Genomic DNA, 19,270 nt, shown 5'->3' on the forward strand with positions numbered 1-19,270 from the left:
GCTGCCACGGATATTGCGATAGCGCGATATTCGTGGCAGCGGCTTCGTCGTTGAGCCGTCAGCGCCGGACCAGCAACACCCCACTCTCCATGTGGTGGGTATAGGGGAACTGGTCGAACAACGCACAGCGCTCGATCTGGTGCGTGTCCTGCAACTGGGCAATGTTGGCCGCCAATGTTTCCGGATTGCACGAGATGTACAGGATCCGCTCGAAACGCCGGGTCAGCTCGCAGGTGTCCGGGTCCATGCCGGCCCGTGGCGGGTCGACGAACACCGTGCCGAACTCATAGCGCTTGAGGTCGATGCCTTCCAGGCGGCGGAACGGGCGAACGTCGTTCAAGGCCTGGGTCAGTTCCTCGGCCGACAGGCGCACCAAGCGCACGTTATCCACCGCGTTCTCGTCGAGGTTGCTCAGTGCGGCATTGACCGAGGTCTTGCTGATTTCGGTGGCCAGCACCTTGCGCACGCGGGTGGCCAGCGGCAGGGTGAAGTTGCCGTTGCCGCAATACAGCTCCAGCAGGTCGTCGTCGCGCTCGCCAATGGCGTCGTAGGCCCAGTTCAGCATCTTCTGGTTCACCGCGCCATTGGGCTGGGTGAACGCACCTTCCGGCTGGCGGTAGCTGAACACGCGGCCCGCCACGTCGAGCTTTTCCACTGCATAGTCACGCCCGACCACCAGCCGCTTGCCCTTGGAACGACCGATGACGCTCACCCCAAGGTCGCTGGCCAGTTGGCGCGCAGCCACTTCCCACGCCTCGTCCAGCGGGCGGTGGTAGCACATCGTGACCATCGCATCGCCGGCCAGGGTGGTGAGGAACTCCACCTGGAACAGGCGGTTTCCCAGTGCCTCGCTGGCCTGCCAGGCCGCTTTCAGGCGCGGCATCAGCGCGTTGATGCGCTCGCTGGCGATGGGGAAATCGTCGATCAGGATCGCCTTGTGTTTCTCCCCGGGGGCGAACATCGCATAGTGACGCTGGCCGTCCTCGCGCCACAGGCGGAACTCGGCCCGCAGGCGGTAGTGTTCGCGGGGCGACTCGAAAACAACCGGCTCCGGCGCGCCGAAGGGCGCCAGCAGCTCTCGCAGCCGGGCTACCTTGGCGTCCAGCTGCGTGGCGTAGGAGGAGGGGTCGAAGACAGCACTCATGCGTTGAACCAGCCCAACTTGATGACGAACAGGATGGAGAGGATCACCAGTGCCGGGTTCAGGTCGCGGTGGCGGCCGGAGATCAGCTTGACGGCGGTCCAGGCGATGAAGCCGAAGGCAATGCCGTTGGCGATCGAGTAGGTCAGCGGCATGGCCAGGGCAGTGACCACCACGGGGGCCGCTTCGGTGACATCGTCCCAGTTTATTTCCGCCAGGCCCGAGGCCATCAGCACCGCGACGAACAGCAGCGCCGGGGCAGTGGCGAAGGCCGGTACGCTACCGGCCAGCGGGGCGAAGAACAGCGCCAGCAGGAACAGCACGGCAACCACGATGGCGGTCAGGCCTGTGCGGCCACCGGCACTCACGCCCGCAGCCGATTCGATGTAGCTGGTGGTGGTCGAGGTGCCCAACAGCGAGCCGGCCATGGCCGCGGTGCTGTCGGCGATCAGGGCGCGGCCCATCTTCGGCATGTGGCCGTCCTTGCCCATCAGGCCGGCGCGCTTGGCCACACCGATCAGGGTACCGGAGTTGTCGAACAGGTCGACGAACAGGAAGGCGAAGATCACGCTGACCAGGCCAATGTCCAGGGCGCCTTTGATGTCCAGCTGCAGGAAGGTCGGTGCCAGCGATGGCGGCATCGAGACCACACCACCGAACGGGGTCACACCCATCAGGATGGAGGCAAGCGTGACCGCCAGGATACCGATCAGGACCGCACCGCGGACCTTGAGCGACTCAAGGCCAACGATCAGGAAGAAGCCCAGGGTGGCGAGAATCGGAGCGGGTTGCTTGAGGTCCCCCAAACCCACCAGGGTGGCAGGGTTATCGACGACGATGCCGGCATTGTGCAAGGCGATCAGCGCCAGGAACAGGCCGATGCCGGCGGCGATCGCCGAGCGCAGCGGCAGCGGGATGCTGTTCACGATCCATTCGCGGATGCGGAAGATCGACAGCAGGAAGAAGCACACCGCCGAGATGAACACTGCACCCAGCGCCACCTGCCAGGTGTGCCCCATATGCAGGACCACGGTGTAGGTGAAGAACGCGTTCAGGCCCATGCCCGGTGCCAGGGCGATCGGGTAGTTGGCGATCAGGCCCATGGTCGTCGAGCCGATGGCCGCGGCCAGGCAGGTGGCGACGAAGATCGCCCCTTTGTCCATGCCGGTCTCGCCGAGGATACTCGGGTTGACGAACAGGATGTAGGCCATGGCCAGGAAGGTGGTGACGCCCGCGAGAATCTCGGTGCGCACATTGGTGTTGTGTGCTCTTAGTTGAAACAGCCTTTCCAGCATGCCCGCTCCCCAAGGCGCCCCCGGCGCCGTGAATGTATCGACCCCATCAGCAAAGCACACGTCGTGGCGAACGGTGGTTTATGTGGGGCGGAAAAAAGCCGCGCATCATACCAGCATGGGGGGCCGGGGAGTATGGCCGTCGGGAGGGCTGTTCGGCCCTATCGCCGGCCAAAGGTACCTCGGCGACGTGCAGGCACCGGTGCAGGCCACGCTTCAGCTGTTGTGAAGCCGATCCCGCTTGGCCAACGTCGGGAACAGTTTTATCCACACCCCAGTCACCACCAGCGTCCCCACGCCACCCAGCACGACCGCCGGCACCGTGCCGAACCAGTGCGCCGTGACTCCGGATTCGAACTCTCCGAGTTGGTTCGAGGCACCGATGAACAACCCGTTCACCGCGCTCACCCGCCCGCGCATTTCGTCCGGTGTCTCCAGCTGTACGAAGGCGCCACGGATCACCATGCTGATCATGTCGGCCGCGCCCAGCACCACCAGTACCGCCAGCGAGAACCAGAAAGAGGTGGACAAGCCAAAGGCGATGGTCGCCACGCCGAACACGCCGACAGCGGTGAACATGGTCCGGCCCACTTTGCGCTCCACCGGGAAGCGTGCAAGCCATAGCGACATGAGCAGCGCTCCCACTGCAGGCGCCGAGCGCAGCAGACCAAGGCCCCAGGGGCCGGTGAGCAGGATGTCCTTGGCGAACACTGGCAGCAGCGCGGTGGCTCCGCCCAGCAGCACCGCGAACAAGTCGAGCGATATCGCCCCGAGAATATCGGGGCGGCTGCGGATGAAGCGGATCCCAGCCATCAGCGATTCCAGGCTGGCGCGGCCACGCTGAGTCACCTGCTGGCGGGATTCGAGGCTGAGCATTAGCAGGCAGGCGGTGGCATACAGGGCCACGGTTGGGCCGTATACCCAGATGCTGCCGAAGGCGTACAGGAACCCCCCCACGGCTGGAGCGATGATGGTCGCCGCCTGAGTCGCCGAGGCCGAGGCCGCCACCGCCCGCGGGAACAGTCCAGGCGGCACGACATTGGGCAGCAGGGCCTGGGTGGCCGGCATCTCGAACGAGCGGGTCGCCCCCAGGAGGAAGGCCAGCGCGAAGATTAGCTCGCGGGTGACGTTGTCGGTCAGGCTGCCCACGGCCAAGGCCAGTGCGATCAGCCCCTGGAGGCTTTGGCAGAGCGCGGCGACCTTGCGCCGGTCATAGCGGTCGGCGACATGCCCGGTGTGCAGCATGAACAGCACGCGGGGAGCGAACTCCACCAGACCGACCAGGCCCAGGTCGAGGACATTTCCGGTGAGCTGGTAGAGGTGCCAGCCGATGGCCACGGTGAGCATCTGGAAGCCGCTGGCGGTGAACACCCGGGCGAGCCAGAAGGCCAGGAACGGACGGTGGTGACGCAACAACTGCGGTGCGGAATCGGACATCGGAAACCTGTGGGCCTCGGCGCAGTAGAGGGGGCGGCAGGTTATCATCTGTTTGTAACAAGCGGTTACTGTTTGCCCAAATCGGCACTTTTTCACACCCTGGTAAAGTGGGTGGGGCAACCGGTCACGCGGCAATCCACCACACCGCCCAACGGTCCAATCGGGACTATGCTTCCAGAAAATTGTTGACTTGGATCAATCGTTGCGGTTGCAACGATACCGTCAGCGATTTTGGCCTTTTGGCCGGATTCCCTGCAGTCGAACAGAACAATTCCAACGCGCCGCACTCGACTACCGTGGGGGCAGTGGGTGATTGGGCCACACGCCCGGTCGCCGGATTATCTGAAGAGGAAGCACCATGTTCGGCTTAGAAGCCCTTGAGCTCGCCCGAATCCAGTTTGCCTTTACCGTGTCCTTTCACATTTTGTTCCCAGCCATCACCATCGGGCTGGCGAGCTACCTCGCGGTCCTCGAAGGCCTTTGGCTCAAGACCCACAACGATGTCTACCGCGACCTCTACCACTTCTGGTCGAAGATCTTCGCCGTCAACTTCGGCATGGGTGTGGTGTCCGGCCTGGTCATGGCCTATCAGTTCGGCACCAACTGGAGTCGATTCTCCGATTTTGCCGGTGCCGTTACCGGGCCATTGCTGACCTACGAGGTGCTCACGGCGTTCTTCCTCGAAGCCGGTTTCCTGGGTGTCATGCTGTTTGGCTGGAACCGTGTCGGTCGCGGCCTGCACTTCTTCGCCACGGTCATGGTGGCGCTCGGGACCCTGGTCTCGACCTTCTGGATCCTGGCGTCCAACAGCTGGATGCAAACACCCCAGGGCCACGAAATCATCGATGGCCGGGTGGTACCGGTGGACTGGCTGGCGGTGGTGTTCAACCCATCGTTCCCCTACCGCCTGATGCACATGGCCACCGCCGCCTTCGTCGCCACCGCCTTCTTCGTTGGCGCCTCGGCGGCCTGGCACCTGCTGCGCGGCCGGGATAACCCGGCGGTGCGCAAGATGCTGTCGATGGCCATGTGGATGGCCTTGATCGTGGCACCGGTGCAGGCAGTGATCGGTGACTTCCACGGCCTGAACACCCTCAAGCACCAGCCAGTGAAGATCGCCGCCATCGAAGGGCATTGGGAGAACGTGCCCGGCGAGCCGACCCCGCTGATTCTGTTCGGCATCCCTGACATGAAAGCCGAGACCACCCGCTTCAAGATCGAGATTCCCGCACTCGGCAGCCTGATCCTGACCCATAGCCTGGACAAGCAGGTTCCGGCGATGAAAGAGTTCCCGCCTGAGGACCGCCCCAACTCGACCATCGTGTTCTGGTCGTTCCGGGTCATGGTGGGCCTGGGCTTGCTGATGATCTTCGTCGGCCTGTGGAGCCTGTGGCTGCGCAAGCGCGGCACGCTGTACAGCAACCGCCCCTTCCTTTACCTCACCTTGTGGATGGGGCCATCCGGGCTGATCGCCATCCTTGCCGGTTGGTTCACCACTGAAATCGGCCGTCAGCCGTGGGTGGTGTATGGCTTGATGCGCACCTCCGAAGGGGTTTCCAACCATAGCTACTCCCAGCTTGGCTTCACCCTGGTGGCGTTCGTGGTGGTGTACTTCGCCCTGTTCGGTACCGGTCTTGGCTACATGATGCGCCTGGTACGCAAAGGGCCTAAGACAGGTGAGGGCGACGAGCACACGCCCGGGGGGCCTGGCCAGAAACGCACACCGGCGCGGCCGTTGTCCGCCGCCGATGATGGCAAAGAAGCCAACACCGTCAGCCTGAGCAAGGGGAACTGAGCCATGGGTATCGACCTTCCGCTGATCTGGGCGGTGATCATCATCTTCGGCGTCATGATGTATGTCGTGATGGATGGTTTCGACCTGGGAATCGGCATGCTCTTCCCCTTCGTCAAGGGCGAGCGTGACCGCGATGTGATGATGAATACCGTTGCGCCCGTATGGGACGGCAACGAGACTTGGCTGGTCCTGGGCGGGGCAGGACTGTTCGGTGCCTTCCCGATGGCCTATTCGGTGGTGCTCGAAGCGCTGTACCTGCCGCTGATCCTCATGCTGATCGGCCTGATCTTCCGGGGAGTGGCGTTCGAGTTTCGCTTCAAGGCCAAGGCCGACAAGCGCCACATCTGGGACAAGGCCTTCATCTGGGGTTCGCTGGTCGCGACGTTCTTCCAGGGCGTTGCGTTGGGCGCTTTCATCGAGGGCTTCAAGGTCGTCGATCGGCATTTTGCCGGTGGCACCCTCGACTGGTTGACCCCGTTCAGCCTGTTCAGCGGTCTGGGCCTGATCGTCGCCTACACACTGCTCGGCTGCACGTGGTTGATCATGAAGACCGAAGGGGCGCTGCAGCAGCAGATGCATGACCTGGCCAAGCCCTTGGCGCTGGTGCTGCTGGTGGTGATCGGTATCGTCAGCCTGTGGACGCCGATTGCCTATCCGCAAATCGCCGACCGCTGGTTCAGCATGCCCAACCTGGTCTGGTTCATGCCGGTGCCGATCCTGGTGCTGGTGACCTTCTACGGGTTGCTCAAGGCGGTGGCGCGCAATGCCCACTACACCCCGTTCCTGTTGACCCTGGTGCTGATTTTCCTCGGCTACAGCGGATTGGGTATCAGCCTGTGGCCGAACATCATCCCGCCGTCGATCTCGATCTGGGATGCCGCGGCACCGCCGCAGAGCCAGGGCTTCATGCTGGTGGGCACCTTGTTCATCCTGCCGTTCATCCTGGGGTATACCTTCTGGAGCTACTACGTGTTCCGCGGCAAGGTGACCCCTGACGACGGCTATCACTAGGAGGGCCGCACGATGACCGGTAAACATGGCCTGGAAGAGAAAAAGCCACTGTGGCAGCGACTGGGTTGGCTGGTGTTGATCTGGGCGTTGAGTGTCGCGGCACTGGGCGTGGCGGCTTACGTGATGCGCCTGTTCATGGGGGCGGCGGGTTTGACCACCCACTGAGCCTTTTGGCCTGATCGCCGGCAAGCCGGCTTGCCGGCGATCAAGCCCTGGACCTTAGCGACTCACTTGCGGGCTTTGAGAATCACGAACTTCGGTGTCGCCGCCACTTGCTCCACACCCCGGAACAGCCGCGACAGCTTGCTGTGGTAACCCAGGTGCCGGTTACCGACGATGTACAGCGCGCCGCCCACCACCAATGCCTCACGGGCCTGCTGGAACATGCGCCAGGCAAGAAAGTCGCCTACTACTTGCTGTTGGTGGAACGGCGGGTTGCACAGCACGACGTCCAGCGATTGTCTTTCCTGTCCTGCCAGCCCGTCGCCCGGCATGACGGTCACCGCGCGGTCGCCCAGCGCGGCTTGCCAGTTTTCCCGGGCCGATTGCACGGCCATGTATGATTCATCGACCAGCGTGTAAAGGGCGTCCGGGTTTTCCAGAGCGCTGGCGATCGCCAGCACGCCATTGCCGCAACCCAGGTCCGCCACGCGGGCCTGGCCCAGATGACGCGGCAGATGTGGGAGGAAGGCGCGGGTGCCGATATCCAGCCCTTCGCGGCAGAACACGTTGGCATGGTTGACCAGTTCGAGCGTCGGGGAGTCCAGGCGGTAGCGTGTCGGGTAGGGCGAGGTGGCGACTGTGCGCTCGGCGACCGTGGCCGTCAGCAGCCGTGCTTTTTTCTGAGCCAGTGACGCCTGTACCGGGCCGATGTACTTTTCCATCAGGTCGCCCGCAGCGCGCGGCAGGTGCTTGATCATGGCGCCGGCAATCACCTGGGCCCCGGGCGTCAGGTGACCTTGCAGACGGATCAGCTGCTCTTCGAGCAGGGCCAGGGTCTTGGGTACGCGCACCAGCACACGGTCGAAGGGGCCTTGCCAGTGTTCGCTGGCCGGGACGAAGGGCACGCTGTCATAGGCCTGGCCATTACGCGCAAGGTTCTTTTCCAGGGCCAGGCGGGCCAGGTGCGAGTCGCCGCTGCTGACCACCTGGAAGTGGCCGGCCAGACTGACGGCCAGGGCGCCGAAACTGTCATTGAGCACCAGTACTCGGCAGCCTGCGTCGTTCGCCTGAGCGTGCAAGTGCTCGAGCAGATACTCATCGGCGGCATCGAAAGCCTGCAGCGGGTCGTTGGCCTGCTCCGGCTGGCGGATCAGGTCGAGTTCGGCGTAGGGGGTGTTCAACAGGGGCATGGCGTCTGGCTCGGGTACGGATCTGCCCAAGGCGGATCGCCTCGGACTTTGCTGCGGATTCTACAGGGCTTTGCCGAAGGTCGCAGGAAAGGCTGTCAGATCCACCCGCGCAATGCGGCAATGGCAATGGCGCCTGCCTTGTTGGCGGCATTGGTCTTGGTGATGACGCTGCGGATGTGAAAGTTCACCGTGCTTTGCGACAGGGACAGGATGCAGGCAACGTCGGCGGCGGTCTTGCCGGCGGCCGACCACTTCAGCACTTCCAGTTCTCGCTCGCTCATCTTCGGTTGCGGGGGGCACAGTTCACTCAGGTGGTATTCGCCAATCACCGCGTGCAACGTTTGGCACAGCCACAGGACGCTCGCGCCTTTCTCATAGAGCTCTTGAATAACTATCGGGTTGCACGGTCTGGACACACTCAACTGGCTTTCGTTGTGCTGTAAATCGTGCACCGATTGGGTCCAGCCGTGACGCAGGCCGTGCAGGCAGGCGGCTTCACGAAACTGCGGCGCTTCACGATACAGCTCGTCCGACCAGAGCACCGGCATGGTTGAGTGGTGACTCATTTGCGCGGCCGCGTCTTGCTTGTGAAAGTCATCGCACTGACAGCGTGTGATCCATTCGTTCGGGTAGTTGCTATAGAGATAAAGCTTGGGCGTCTGCGTGGCGATCTGGATGCGAAGCTTCAGGCCGACGTATTCCATGCCGAGGTCCTGGGCCAGATGCACCGCCAGGTCGAACAAGCGAGAGGGGTCGCGCTCGGTGGCAAGCTCATGTAGATGCTCGGGCTTCCAGTGAAGCATCGGGTCACACTCCCTTAAGGCTCTTGAAGAATCCAATTCATTTGCACACAGCGATTGATTGTAGGAAAAGTCCGACTATTAAGTTGGGATTTTTTTGTTATAGCGATCAAGTTTTTCTGTGAATTTGACGTGATAATCCGACTTTGGCCCTACAATCCGACGGTTTTTATCCAGGCTGCTTTGCGCGACACTGGGGGCACGCCCACCATGGAAGCCCGTCATGACCGCCAGCGCCGAGAAGTTCACCCGTCAGACCCTGCTCGATGTTCAGCCGCTGACCCCCAGCCTGTTCAGCTTGCGCGTCACCCGTGACCCGGGCTTCCGTTTCCGCGCGGGTCAGTTCGCGCGGCTGGGCGTGACCAAGGCTGATGGCAGTGTGGTATGGCGTGCCTACTCCATGGTCAGCGCACCCCATGACGAATTTCTCGACTTCTTCTCCATCGTGGTACCCGGCGGCGAATTCACCAGTGAGCTGAGCCGGCTGAAAGAGGGCGATTCACTGCTGATCGATCGCCAGGCTTTCGGCTATCTGACCCTGGACCGCTTCGTCGGTGGGCGTGATCTGTGGCTGTTGGCAACCGGCACAGGTATCGCGCCATTCATGTCGATCTTGCAGGACTTCGAGGCCTGGGAGCGCTTCGACAACATCAAGCTGGTGTATTCCGTGCGCGAGGCCAGGGAGCTGGCGTATGTGGATGAGATCGCCGGGTTGGAGCTGCGTGACTACCTGGCGGAGTACGCGGGCAAATTGCAGTTCATGCCAGTGGTCACCCGCGAAAGGCACCCAGGCGCGTTGAATGCGCGTATCACCACGCTGATCGAAAACGGCGAGCTGGAAAAAGCGGCGGGGCTGGAACTGTCGCCTGAACATTCGCGGATCATGCTGTGCGGTAACCCGCAAATGATCGACGAGACACGCAAGGTGCTCAAGGCACGGGATCTGCACTTGAGCTTGAGTAAGCGCCCGGGCCAGGTGGCGGTGGAAAACTACTGGTAAGCGTCTGAAACGGTGCCGGTTCCGTAGCGGCCGGCTGGTCGGCGATGGGGGGCGCAAGGCGCCCCCAGCCATGTCACGGCAAGCGATTCTGGTTCTGCGTCTTGAGTAGATCGCGAATCTCGGTGAGCAGCGTTTCCTCGGCGCTCGGCACTGGTGGAGCGGAGGGCGCCACGGCTTCTTCACGCTTCAGGCGGTTGATCGCCTTCACGCCCATGAAGATGGCGAAGGCAACGATCAGGAAGTCGATGACGGTCTGGATGAACTTGCCGTAGGCCAGCACCACCGCCGGGACATCGCCCTCTGCGGCCTTCAGGGTCACGGCGAGGTCGCTGAAGTCGACACCACCGATGATAAGGCCCAGTGGCGGCATGATCACATCGCCCACGAAGGACGAGACGATCTTGCCGAAGGCGGCGCCGATGATGATACCTACCGCCATATCGACGACATTTCCCTTGACCGCGAAGGCCTTGAACTCACTGAGCATGCCCATGCTGGACTCCTTGTAACAAATGGTTAGGTAAACGCAGTGTAAGCCAACAAATCGCTTTATGCGTTGCATTCAGGCTTACCGACTGCGGCTGCAACGAATAGTTTTGTCGCATCCCGGGGCGTTCGAGACACGTCCCGCTCGGCTATCATGGCGGTTTTTTCCAGGAGACCGAGTCCATGGCCAAGGCCAAGCGCTTGTATGGCTGCACCGAGTGCGGCGCGACCTTCCCCAAATGGGCCGGCCAGTGCGGTGAGTGTGGGGCCTGGAACACCCTGGTCGAAACCATGATCGAAAGCGGCGGTGCAGCTGCACCGAGTGGCCGTACGGGATGGGCTGGGCAGCAGGCTCAGATCAAGACCCTGGCCGAAGTCAGCGTCGAGGAAATCCCGCGTTTCACCACCAGCAGCGCTGAGCTTGACCGCGTACTGGGTGGCGGTCTGGTGGACGGCTCGGTGGTGCTGATCGGGGGCGATCCGGGTATCGGCAAGTCGACCATCCTGCTGCAGACCCTGTGCAACATTGCCACGTCCATGCCTGCTCTATACGTCACGGGCGAAGAGTCCCAGCAACAGGTGGCCATGCGCTCGCGACGCCTGGGCTTGCCGCAGGACCAGCTCAAGGTGATGACCGAGACGTGCATCGAGACCATCATCGCCACTGCGCGCGTGGAAAAGCCTCGGGTGATGGTGATCGACTCGATCCAGACCATTTTCACCGAGCAATTGCAGTCGGCCCCCGGTGGCGTGGCTCAGGTGCGCGAGAGTGCGGCGTTGCTGGTGCGCTATGCCAAGCAAAGTGGAACCGCGATTTTCCTGGTCGGGCACGTCACCAAGGAAGGTTCGCTGGCTGGCCCACGGGTACTGGAGCACATGGTCGACACCGTGCTGTATTTCGAGGGTGAGTCCGATGGCCGACTGCGTTTGTTGCGGGCGGTGAAGAATCGCTTCGGCGCGGTCAACGAACTGGGCGTGTTCGGCATGACCGACCGTGGCCTGAAGGAAGTCTCCAACCCGTCGGCGATTTTCCTCAACCGCGCCCAGGAAGAAGTGCCGGGCAGTGTGGTCATGGCTACCTGGGAAGGCACCCGGCCGATGCTGGTGGAAGTGCAGGCATTGGTCGACGACAGCCACCTGGCCAACCCGCGCCGGGTCACCCTGGGCCTGGACCAGAACCGCCTGGCGATGTTGCTGGCAGTGTTGCATCGTCATGGCGGTATCCCTACGCACGATCAGGATGTGTTCCTTAACGTGGTGGGTGGGGTCAAGGTGCTGGAGACAGCCTCCGACCTGGCCTTGTTGGCGGCGGTGATGTCCAGCTTGCGCAATCGCCCGCTTGCCCATGGCTTGCTGGTATTCGGTGAAATCGGCCTGTCCGGCGAGGTTCGCCCGGTGCCCAGTGGCCAGGAACGCCTGAAAGAGGCGGCCAAGCATGGCTTCAAGCGCGCCATCGTGCCCAAGGGCAATGCGCCGAAGGAGGCGCCGGCAGGATTGCAGATAATTGCAGTGACACGCCTGGAACACGCACTGGACGCACTTTTCGAGTAGCGTTTAACCCGTTGCGGCCCTTTGGCGGGTACTGCGCTGCGTTGAGCACCTACGGCGAGGGGGCCAAGGCAGGCCAATGAAAAAGGGGCCGACGATGCGCATCGGCCCCCACCTTACCGCTCAGTCAGCGGTCAATGCTCGGCAACCGGCGTTCGTCTGGGAGCTGCGTTGCCATGCTCGTCGAGCTCCATCACGGGCACTTCAGTCCCCTCGGCATCGAATAGCTTGCCGTCCTTGAAGTAGTCGCCATCACGCAACGCCGAGATATCCGAGTACTGGATGGTGCGCTCATAGGCTGCGGCAAACACCGACTGCTGGTCCGAGTTACCCGCAGTGAAGTGGTTGAAGATCAGGTTGAGCAGAATCGCCATGATCGCCGCCGAGCTGATGCCCGAGTGGAAGATGGTCTCGAACCAGTTCGGGAAGTGATGGTAGAAGGTCGGTGCCGCGATCGGGATCATGCCAAAGCCCAGCGAAGCGGCGACGATGATCAGGTTCACGTTGTTCTTGTAATTGACCTTCGACAGGGTACGAATCCCGCTGGCCGCCACGGTGCCGAACAGCACGATGCCGGCACCGCCCAGTACAGGCGTGGGTACCGCGGCAATCACGCGTCCCATGATCGGCAGCAGCCCGAGTACCACCAGGATCACGCCACCGGTGGCCACCACATAACGGCTCTTGACCCCGGTCACCGCGACCAGGCCGACGTTCTGGGCGAAGGCGCTCTGGGTGAACGAGCCGAAGATCGGTGCCAGGATGCTCGATGCCATATCGGCGCGCAGGCCGTTACCCAGGCGCTTGGAATCGACCTTGGTGTCGATGATCTCGCCGACGGCGAGGATATCGGCCGAGGTTTCCACCAGGGTCACCATGATCACGATGCACATCGACAGGATCGCGGCGATGTGGAAGGTCGGCATGCCGAAGTGGAACGGGCTTGGGAAGGCGAACAGCGGGCCTTCGGTGACCTTGCTGAAATCGGTCATGCCCAGCGCCCAGGCAATCAGGGTACCGACCACCATGGCCAGCAGGATCGACAGGCGCGAGATGGTCGCGCTGCCCAGCTTGCTCAGCAGCAGGACGATGGCGAAGGTCAGCGCCGCCAGGCCAATGTTGGCCACACTGCCGAATTCCGGTGAGGCGCTGTTGCCCCCCATTACCCAGCGTGCGGCCACGGGCATCAGGGTCAGGCCGATGGTGGTGATGACGATACCGGTGACCAGTGGTGGAAAGAACTTGGTGATGCGCGAGAACACCGGGGTGATCAGGAAGCCGATGAACGACGCCGCCATGACCGCGCCTAGCACGCCTGGCAAACCGCCGCCTCCCTCACTGCTGAGAATCGCGCCCATGGTCGCCACGCCGGCGAACGACACCCCTTGCACCAGTGGCAACTGGCAACCGAAGAACGGCAGGCCAAGGGTTTGCAATAACGTGGCCAGCCCCCCGGCGAACAGCGACGCTGCGATCAGCAGGCCGATCTCGGCGGGGTTCAGGCCGGCAGCCTGCCCGAGGATCAGGGGGACCGCGACGATCCCGCCATACATGGTCAACACATGTTGCAGACCATAGGCCAGGTTGGCACCAAGACCGAGGTTTTCGTCCTCGGGGCGCTTGGCGGGAGACGTGCTAGGGGACGACGTAGTCATGGAGCAGGCTCTCTGTTTATTGTTGTGCGACTACTGTAGACATTTCCTACAAATCATTGCCACAACAATTGTATACAATATTTTGATTAGAGCAGGAACACAGATGCCCGCAAGGGGCGTTTTGCGTGAATGCAGAATGCGTTCCAACTTGTGAAAAGCTGTATCAGAGGGGTGTGTACAAAGCGCCGGTAACCCGGAAGAAAGCTGTCTGGGTAGACAAGAAACGTGATGTGGGAACTACGTTAGCTAGCTAAGAGATTTCATTCTTCGATGAGTTGGCGCAGTTCGCGCATCATTTCGGTGCTGTCGGCCACGTTCAATTCCACAAGACGGTGCAAATGCGTCATGGACTCGATGTCGATGTATAGGCAAGTGAAGCCGAGGCGGTGAGGTTCCTCATGGCGCAGTTCCACCTGCATCTTCACGCGGTTCTGTGGGTCGAGTTCGATGATCGCGTCGAAATCCTGGGTCAGGTCGGCATCCCAGGGTTGAGGGCATTCGACCAGCAAGCCCTTGAGCGACAGATCGAGCAGTTTCACCGGCCAGCGGCGATTGCCCTGGCGCAGTTCGGTGGGGGCATCGAAGGGGATGCGCTGAAAGCGGCGGCGTTCGTCGTGTGCGCTCATGTGAAAGCCCTCGTGGGTTCTTCCTGACTATAGTTATTGCTGTAGATGAATCAGGTACTCGAATCTGGCCGCAGAGGCTCTAGGCCAAAGCAGGTATGGCAATGCGCGATGACACGCCCTAGACTCGATGGGCGGTCTTTTCCAATCCACCAGCTGGAAGCAAACCATGAACAACAATAATAGCCTGCTACGCCACATTCCGTGGTTGGCGCTGGCAGTCATAGGCGCCTGTGCGCTGGGTGTGGTCGCCCTGCGCCGCGGCGAGGCGATCAACGCCTTGTGGATCGTGGTCGCGGCAGTGGCCATCTACCTGGTCGCCTATCGTTACTACAGCCTTTTCATCGCCACCAAGGTGATGCAGCTCGACCCTCGGCGGGCAACCCCGGCGGTACTCAACAATGATGGTCTGGACTATGTCCCGACCAACAAGCACATCCTCTTCGGTCACCACTTCGCTGCCATCGCAGGCGCTGGCCCCTTGGTCGGTCCGGTTCTGGCCGCGCAGATGGGCTACCTGCCCGGCACGCTCTGGCTGATTGCCGGTGTGGTGCTGGCCGGTGCTGTGCAGGACTTCATGGTCCTGTTCCTGTCTACCCGCCGCAATGGCCGCTCGCTGGGCGACATGGTGCGCGAGGAAATGGGGCGTATCCCAGGGACCATCGCCCTGTTCGGCTGCTTCCTGATCATGATCATCATCCTGGCGGTGTTGGCGCTGATCGTGGTCAAGGCCCTGGCCGAGAGCCCATGGGGTATGTTCACGGTCATGGCGACGATCCCGATCGCGATGTTCATGGGCATCTACATGCGCTACATCCGTCCGGGCCACATCGGCGAGATTTCGGTCATCGGCGTGGTCTTGCTGCTGGCGTCGATCTGGCTGGGGGGCCAGATCGCCGCGGATCCAGTCTGGGGCCCGGCGTTCACCTTTACCGGCGTGCAGATCACCTGGATGCTGGTGGGCTACGGCTTCGTCGCTGCCGTGCTGCCGGTATGGCTGGTGCTGGCGCCGCGTGACTACCTGTCGACCTTCCTCAAGATCGGTACCATCGTTGGCCTGGCCATCGGTATCCTGATCATCGCCCCTGAGCTGAAGATGCCGGCGCTGACCCAGTTCACCGACGGCACTGGCCCGGTGTGGAAGGGCACCCTGTTCCCGTTCCTGTTCATCACCATCGCCTGCGGTGCGGTGTCCGGCTTCCACGCGCTGATCTCCTCGGGGACCACGCCCAAGCTGCTGGATAATGAAACCAATGCCCGTTACATCGGCTACGGCGGCATGCTGATGGAATCGTTCGTCGCCATCATGGCCATGGTTGCCGCGTCGGTGATCGAGCCGGGCGTGTACTTCGCCATGAACAGCCCGGCCGCAGTGGTCGGTGCCGACGTCGCTTCGGTGGCGCAAACGGTCAGCAGCTGGGGCTTCATGATTACCCCAGAGCAGTTGGAAGCCACTGCCCGCGACATTGGCGAACACACCATCCTGGCCCGTGCCGGTGGTGCGCCGACCTTGGCGGTAGGTATCGCGCAGATCCTGCACCAGGTGCTGCCGGGTGAGAACACCATGGCCTTCTGGTACCACTTCGCGATTCTGTTCGAGGCCCTGTTCATCCTGACCGCGGTGGATGCCGGTACCCGTGCTGGCCGCTTCATGCTGCAGGACCTGCTGGGCAGCTTCGTGCCCGCCCTCAAGCGCACCGAGTCGTGGACCGCCAACCTGATCGGTACCGCAGGATGCGTGGCGCTGTGGGGTTACCTGCTGTACCAGGGCGTGATCGATCCGCTGGGTGGCATCAACACCCTGTGGCCGCTGTTCGGTATCTCCAACCAGATGCTGGCCGGTATCGCCTTGATGCTCGGCACTGTGGTACTGATCAAGATGAAGCGCCAGCGCTATGTCTGGGTCACCCTGCTGCCAGCGGTGTGGCTGCTGATCTGCACCACCACGGCGGGCCTGATCAAGCTGTTCGACCCGAACCCGGCGGTCGGTTTCCTGGCCCTGGCCAAGAAATACAGCACCGCACTGGACGCCGGCCAGGTACTGGCCCCGGCCAAGGACATCGGTCAGATGCAGCATGTGATCTTCAATGCCTACACCAACGCCGGCCTGACCGTGCTGTTCTTGTTGGTGGTGTTCAGCGTGCTGTTCTTCGCCATCAAGGTTGGCTTCGCCGCCCTGGGTCGCAAGGAGCGCACCGACAAGGAAACCCCGTTCCAGGCGCTGCCTGACGCGTAACCCAAGAGGAATACCGAGATGTTCAACGACCTGGGTCGACTGGGGAAGTACCTGGGGCAGGCAGCCCGCCTGATGGTCGGCATGCCCGACTACGACAACTATGTCGAGCACATGCAGACCAAGCACCCGGACAAGCCGGTGATGACGTACGAGGAGTTCTTCCGGGAACGCCAGGAAGCGCGTTACGGTGGCAAGTCCGGACCCAAGTGCTGTTGAACATCGACCTCTGCTAGCTTGTCCCGGCCTCATCGCCGGCAAGCTGGCTGCTACAGGAACCCAACAGGCCTCAGGGCGCGTTCGGTTGTAGTAGTAGCCAGCTCGCTGGAGATGGGGCCGCTGTCTTTTCCGCCAAGGAGATTTTCTGCGTGCAGACGCCTATTCCCGTTACTGTTCTCACCGGCTTCCTCGGGGCTGGCAAGACCACGCTGCTCAAGCACATGCTCAAGGCCGAGCACGGCCTGAAAATCGCCGTGATCGAAAACGAGTTCAGCGAGGCCGGCATCGACAGCCAGTTGCTGGGTGACGAGCCGGTTCAGGTGATGACCCTGGCCAATGGCTGCGTGTGCTGCAGCATCCATGGTGACCTGACCCGCGCGCTCTACCTGCTGCTCGAACGCCTGGATGCTGGCGAAATTGCCTTCGATCGCCTGGTGATCGAGTGCACCGGCCTGGCCGATCCGGCACCCGTGGCCCAGACCTTCTTCGTCGATGAGGAGCTGCGTGATCGCTACATCCTCGACGGCATCATCACCCTGGTCGACGCCGCCCATGCCGACGTGCACCTGACCCAGACCATTGCCCAGGCACAGGTCGGTTTTGCCGACCGCCTGTTGTTGAGCAAGACCGACCTGGTCGAACCGGCAACCGTGGAGGCACTGCGCGAGCGCCTGGCGCGTATCAATGGCCGGGCGGCCATTCGTGTGGTGGAGCACGGACGTATCGATCTTGCCGAGCTTCTGGATGTTCGCGGTTTCAACCTCAATCCGGACTTGGGCACGAACCTCAAGCCATTCTTGCGCCCGGTACTCAAGCCGGCCACGCCGGACCGCATCAGCACCCTGGTGTTGCGTACCGAAACGGCGCTGGACATCGACCGCCTCAGCGCCTTCATGAACGAGCTGCTGGAAAACCACGGCAAGCAATTGCTGCGCTACAAGGGCGTGTTGAACATTGCCGGGGAGGACCGCAAGCTGGTGTTCCAGGGCGTGCTCAAGCTCTATGGCTTCGACTGGGATGCCGAATGGGCCGAGGATGAAGTGCGTGAAAGCGTGATGGTGTTCATCGCCGACGAGCTGCCCGAAGTCAAGATTCGGGCTGGGTTCGAGGCGCTGGCCGAGGGTTGAGCCGGGTGGGCGCCTGGGCCTCGAACCACTGTGGCCATGAGCTGCGGTGGCGTGTCTGGACTTCGATGCACGGGATCAGCCGCTCGCTGAGCACCGCGGTCTGCCGCACCGCCTTGGCGGTGCGATACTTGACGCTGTGGATGCATTCGCGGTCGCCGAACTCGCAGCGATTCAGCGCGGTGCCGCCGCAGGGCCCGTTGGCCAGCCCCTTGGGGCAGGTTTCCGGACAGATATAGAGCGTGTCTTCGAGGCGGCAGTGGCCGCATGTGTCGCAACCCACCAACGGGCGCTTCACGCCACGTTCCAGCGTGTGCAGCACACGGGCGCCAAGGCGTGTTGTCCACAGCGGTTGTCGCACCGCCCAGCCAAAGGCCTTGCTCAGCCAATTGCGGCGGCTGAACAGCAGTCGGTGCATCCCGTGCATCACGTGATAGCGCAGCTTCTCTCTACCCGAGGCAGCGACCCGCGACTCACCCTGGCGCCAACCGGCCTGAGGAGGATGGAACACTACCGCAGGCAGCCCCGGCATCTGCCAGCTGGCCTGCCAGGCGGGTGCCCATTGCTGCAACGAGTGGATTTGCCCTTGCCAGTGCTCGATCCGTGCCTCCAGGGCCAGCAGTTGCTTGAGCGCGTGAATACCTGACAGGTGCACGCCGGCGTAGCCCATCAACCGGGTGCCAATGATCTGCAGCGCCAGCCGATCGATGCTGCGGGCCTGGGCGAAGGCCTTGGACTGTGCGGCTTCCGCTTCAAGGATGTCGCGCATGGAGGGCGTGACGGTGACGCCGGCCACATGGTCGAGCATCGCCGCGCGCCCATGGGTGAGGCTCATCAGGCAGGCTAGCATCGGCTTGGGCGTGGCCTGGCGGCTCATCCAGCGGATGGCTTCCTGATGTTTGTCAGCGTCGAAGCCCAGTTGAAGGGTGAAGAAATCGGCGCCTGCTGCCAGTTTTTTCTCGGCCTTGAAGTACTGGGCACCGCCTTCTTCCTCGCGGTACTTGAATGGATTGAGCGCGGCACCGAGCAGCCAATGGGGGCAGGCTTGTCGCGCGATCTGCAAGGCTGCTACCGATTCCAGGTAACGTATCGAATGTTGTCCGGGTTCATGGCCTGGCAGGCGGTCGCCAGTGAGCAGCAGCAATTGATCGAGGCCGGCGGCGTCCATGCGTTGCAACTGGGCAAGCAGATGATGGCGCTCGCGGTCCTTGCCAGAAAAATGCGGCAAGGCAGGCAGCGGTTTGCCGAAAGAGGCGAGGGCGTCCAGGGGTGACATGTCCAGCGGGCTGCCGACACGGTCGCCGATGGCCACGGTCATCGGCCAGCCACACAGATGCGCACGGTCCATGATCGCTTCCATGGCGGCGAAGCGTTCCGCGGAGGGTTTGGGGACGAACTCCATGACGCAGACGAAGGTATTTTCGCGAAGCGCCGTTTTCAGCAGGCTCATGGGGGTACCTGGTTGGGGCAGGGGAGCATTGTGCGGCAGGTTGTGAAGAGGGTCATGTCTGATAGCGTATGGAATTGCTTTGAAAGAGACATTCATCCTCATGC

General features: G+C 62.4%; 17 protein-coding genes. 8 read left to right on the forward strand and 9 right to left on the reverse strand.

Annotated features, from left to right (window positions below; all coding sequences use genetic code 11):
- Nucleotides 1-58: 58 nt before the first annotated feature.
- From trmA to H620_RS0121895, 3 genes are all read right to left on the reverse strand, one after another.
- On the reverse strand, nt 59-1,144 hold the full coding sequence (gene trmA, locus H620_RS0121885; RefSeq protein WP_023378694.1) for a tRNA (uridine(54)-C5)-methyltransferase TrmA: 1,086 nt from the start codon (nt 1,142-1,144) through the stop codon (nt 59-61).
- Nucleotides 1,141-2,436, reverse strand: coding sequence for an NCS2 family permease (locus tag H620_RS0121890; RefSeq protein ID WP_023378695.1), 1,296 nt, complete (start codon nt 2,434-2,436; stop codon nt 1,141-1,143). The genes trmA and H620_RS0121890 overlap by 4 nt, the downstream gene beginning before the upstream one ends.
- A gap of 213 nt (nt 2,437-2,649) precedes the next feature.
- A complete protein-coding gene (locus H620_RS0121895) occupies nt 2,650-3,870 on the reverse strand; it encodes an MFS transporter (RefSeq protein WP_023378696.1) in 1,221 nt (406 codons plus the stop codon).
- Between the two features lie 358 nt (nt 3,871-4,228).
- On the opposite strand from H620_RS0121895, the gene H620_RS0121900 reads away from it, so the two are divergent.
- Genes H620_RS0121900 through H620_RS26085 form a run of 3 tightly spaced genes read left to right on the forward strand, consistent with a single transcriptional unit; the run spans nt 4,229 to nt 6,841 of the window.
- The gene (locus tag H620_RS0121900) at nt 4,229-5,665 is read left to right on the forward strand and encodes a cytochrome ubiquinol oxidase subunit I (protein WP_023378697.1); all 1,437 of its coding nucleotides are present in this window, start codon (nt 4,229-4,231) and stop codon (nt 5,663-5,665) included.
- 3 nt (nt 5,666-5,668) lie between these two features.
- Nucleotides 5,669-6,676 (forward strand): cytochrome d ubiquinol oxidase subunit II, encoded by a 1,008-nt coding sequence (cydB, locus tag H620_RS0121905; protein ID WP_023378698.1) that lies wholly within the window; start codon nt 5,669-5,671, stop codon nt 6,674-6,676.
- Nucleotides 6,677-6,688: 12 nt separating this feature from the next.
- Nucleotides 6,689-6,841 carry a DUF2474 domain-containing protein gene (locus tag H620_RS26085; RefSeq protein WP_023378699.1) on the forward strand — a complete coding sequence of 51 codons (153 nt, stop codon included), beginning with the start codon at nt 6,689-6,691 and terminating at the stop codon, nt 6,839-6,841.
- A 62-nt stretch (nt 6,842-6,903) separates the two neighbouring features.
- On the opposite strand, the gene H620_RS0121915 is transcribed toward H620_RS26085, so the two are convergent.
- Together H620_RS0121915 and H620_RS0121920 are read right to left on the reverse strand one after the other, a co-directional pair.
- Nucleotides 6,904-8,028, reverse strand: a complete 1,125-nt coding sequence (locus H620_RS0121915; RefSeq protein WP_023378700.1) for a methyltransferase — start codon at nt 8,026-8,028, stop codon at nt 6,904-6,906.
- A 95-nt stretch (nt 8,029-8,123) separates the two neighbouring features.
- Nucleotides 8,124-8,831, reverse strand: a complete 708-nt coding sequence (locus H620_RS0121920) for an autoinducer binding domain-containing protein (RefSeq protein ID WP_027908037.1) — start codon at nt 8,829-8,831, stop codon at nt 8,124-8,126.
- Between the two features lie 220 nt (nt 8,832-9,051).
- Between H620_RS0121920 and H620_RS0121925 the strand changes: the two genes are divergently transcribed.
- Complete coding sequence (locus H620_RS0121925) at nt 9,052-9,828, forward strand: ferredoxin--NADP reductase (RefSeq protein ID WP_023378702.1); 777 nt, start codon at nt 9,052-9,054, stop codon at nt 9,826-9,828.
- 73 nt (nt 9,829-9,901) lie between these two features.
- On the opposite strand, the gene mscL is transcribed toward H620_RS0121925, so the two are convergent.
- Nucleotides 9,902-10,321 (reverse strand): large-conductance mechanosensitive channel protein MscL, encoded by a 420-nt coding sequence (gene mscL, locus H620_RS0121930; RefSeq protein WP_023378703.1) that lies wholly within the window; start codon nt 10,319-10,321, stop codon nt 9,902-9,904.
- A 176-nt stretch (nt 10,322-10,497) separates the two neighbouring features.
- Here mscL and radA point away from each other — a divergent pair, with 176 nt between their 5' ends.
- Entirely contained in the window at nt 10,498-11,865 is a 1,368-nt protein-coding gene (gene radA / locus H620_RS0121935) for a DNA repair protein RadA (RefSeq protein ID WP_027908038.1), read from the forward strand.
- Nucleotides 11,866-11,996: 131 nt separating this feature from the next.
- On the opposite strand, the gene H620_RS0121940 is transcribed toward radA, so the two are convergent.
- The gene (locus H620_RS0121940) at nt 11,997-13,517 is read right to left on the reverse strand and encodes a nucleobase:cation symporter-2 family protein (RefSeq protein WP_023378707.1); all 1,521 of its coding nucleotides are present in this window, start codon (nt 13,515-13,517) and stop codon (nt 11,997-11,999) included.
- A gap of 260 nt (nt 13,518-13,777) precedes the next feature.
- Nucleotides 13,778-14,143 (reverse strand): PilZ domain-containing protein, encoded by a 366-nt coding sequence (locus tag H620_RS0121945; protein WP_023378708.1) that lies wholly within the window; start codon nt 14,141-14,143, stop codon nt 13,778-13,780.
- Between the two features lie 166 nt (nt 14,144-14,309).
- Between H620_RS0121945 and H620_RS0121950 the strand changes: the two genes are divergently transcribed.
- The 3 genes from H620_RS0121950 (at nt 14,310) to yjiA (ending at nt 17,719) form a co-directional block, all read left to right on the forward strand.
- Entirely contained in the window at nt 14,310-16,376 is a 2,067-nt protein-coding gene (locus tag H620_RS0121950) for a carbon starvation CstA family protein (protein WP_023378709.1), read from the forward strand.
- Nucleotides 16,377-16,394: 18 nt separating this feature from the next.
- Nucleotides 16,395-16,592 (forward strand): YbdD/YjiX family protein, encoded by a 198-nt coding sequence (locus H620_RS0121955; RefSeq protein ID WP_013974210.1) that lies wholly within the window; start codon nt 16,395-16,397, stop codon nt 16,590-16,592.
- Nucleotides 16,593-16,741: 149 nt separating this feature from the next.
- Nucleotides 16,742-17,719, forward strand: a complete 978-nt coding sequence (gene yjiA / locus H620_RS0121960; protein ID WP_027908039.1) for a GTPase — start codon at nt 16,742-16,744, stop codon at nt 17,717-17,719.
- Here the strand turns inward: yjiA and H620_RS0121965 are convergent.
- A complete protein-coding gene (locus tag H620_RS0121965; protein WP_027908040.1) occupies nt 17,679-19,166 on the reverse strand; it encodes a methylenetetrahydrofolate reductase C-terminal domain-containing protein in 1,488 nt (495 codons plus the stop codon). The genes yjiA and H620_RS0121965 overlap by 41 nt on opposite strands.
- Between the last annotated feature and the right edge of the window lie 104 nt (nt 19,167-19,270).

Origin of the sequence: Pseudomonas taiwanensis DSM 21245 (assembly GCF_000425785.1) — a bacterium.
In the GTDB taxonomy this organism is placed as follows: Bacteria; Pseudomonadota; Gammaproteobacteria; order Pseudomonadales; family Pseudomonadaceae; genus Aquipseudomonas; species Aquipseudomonas taiwanensis.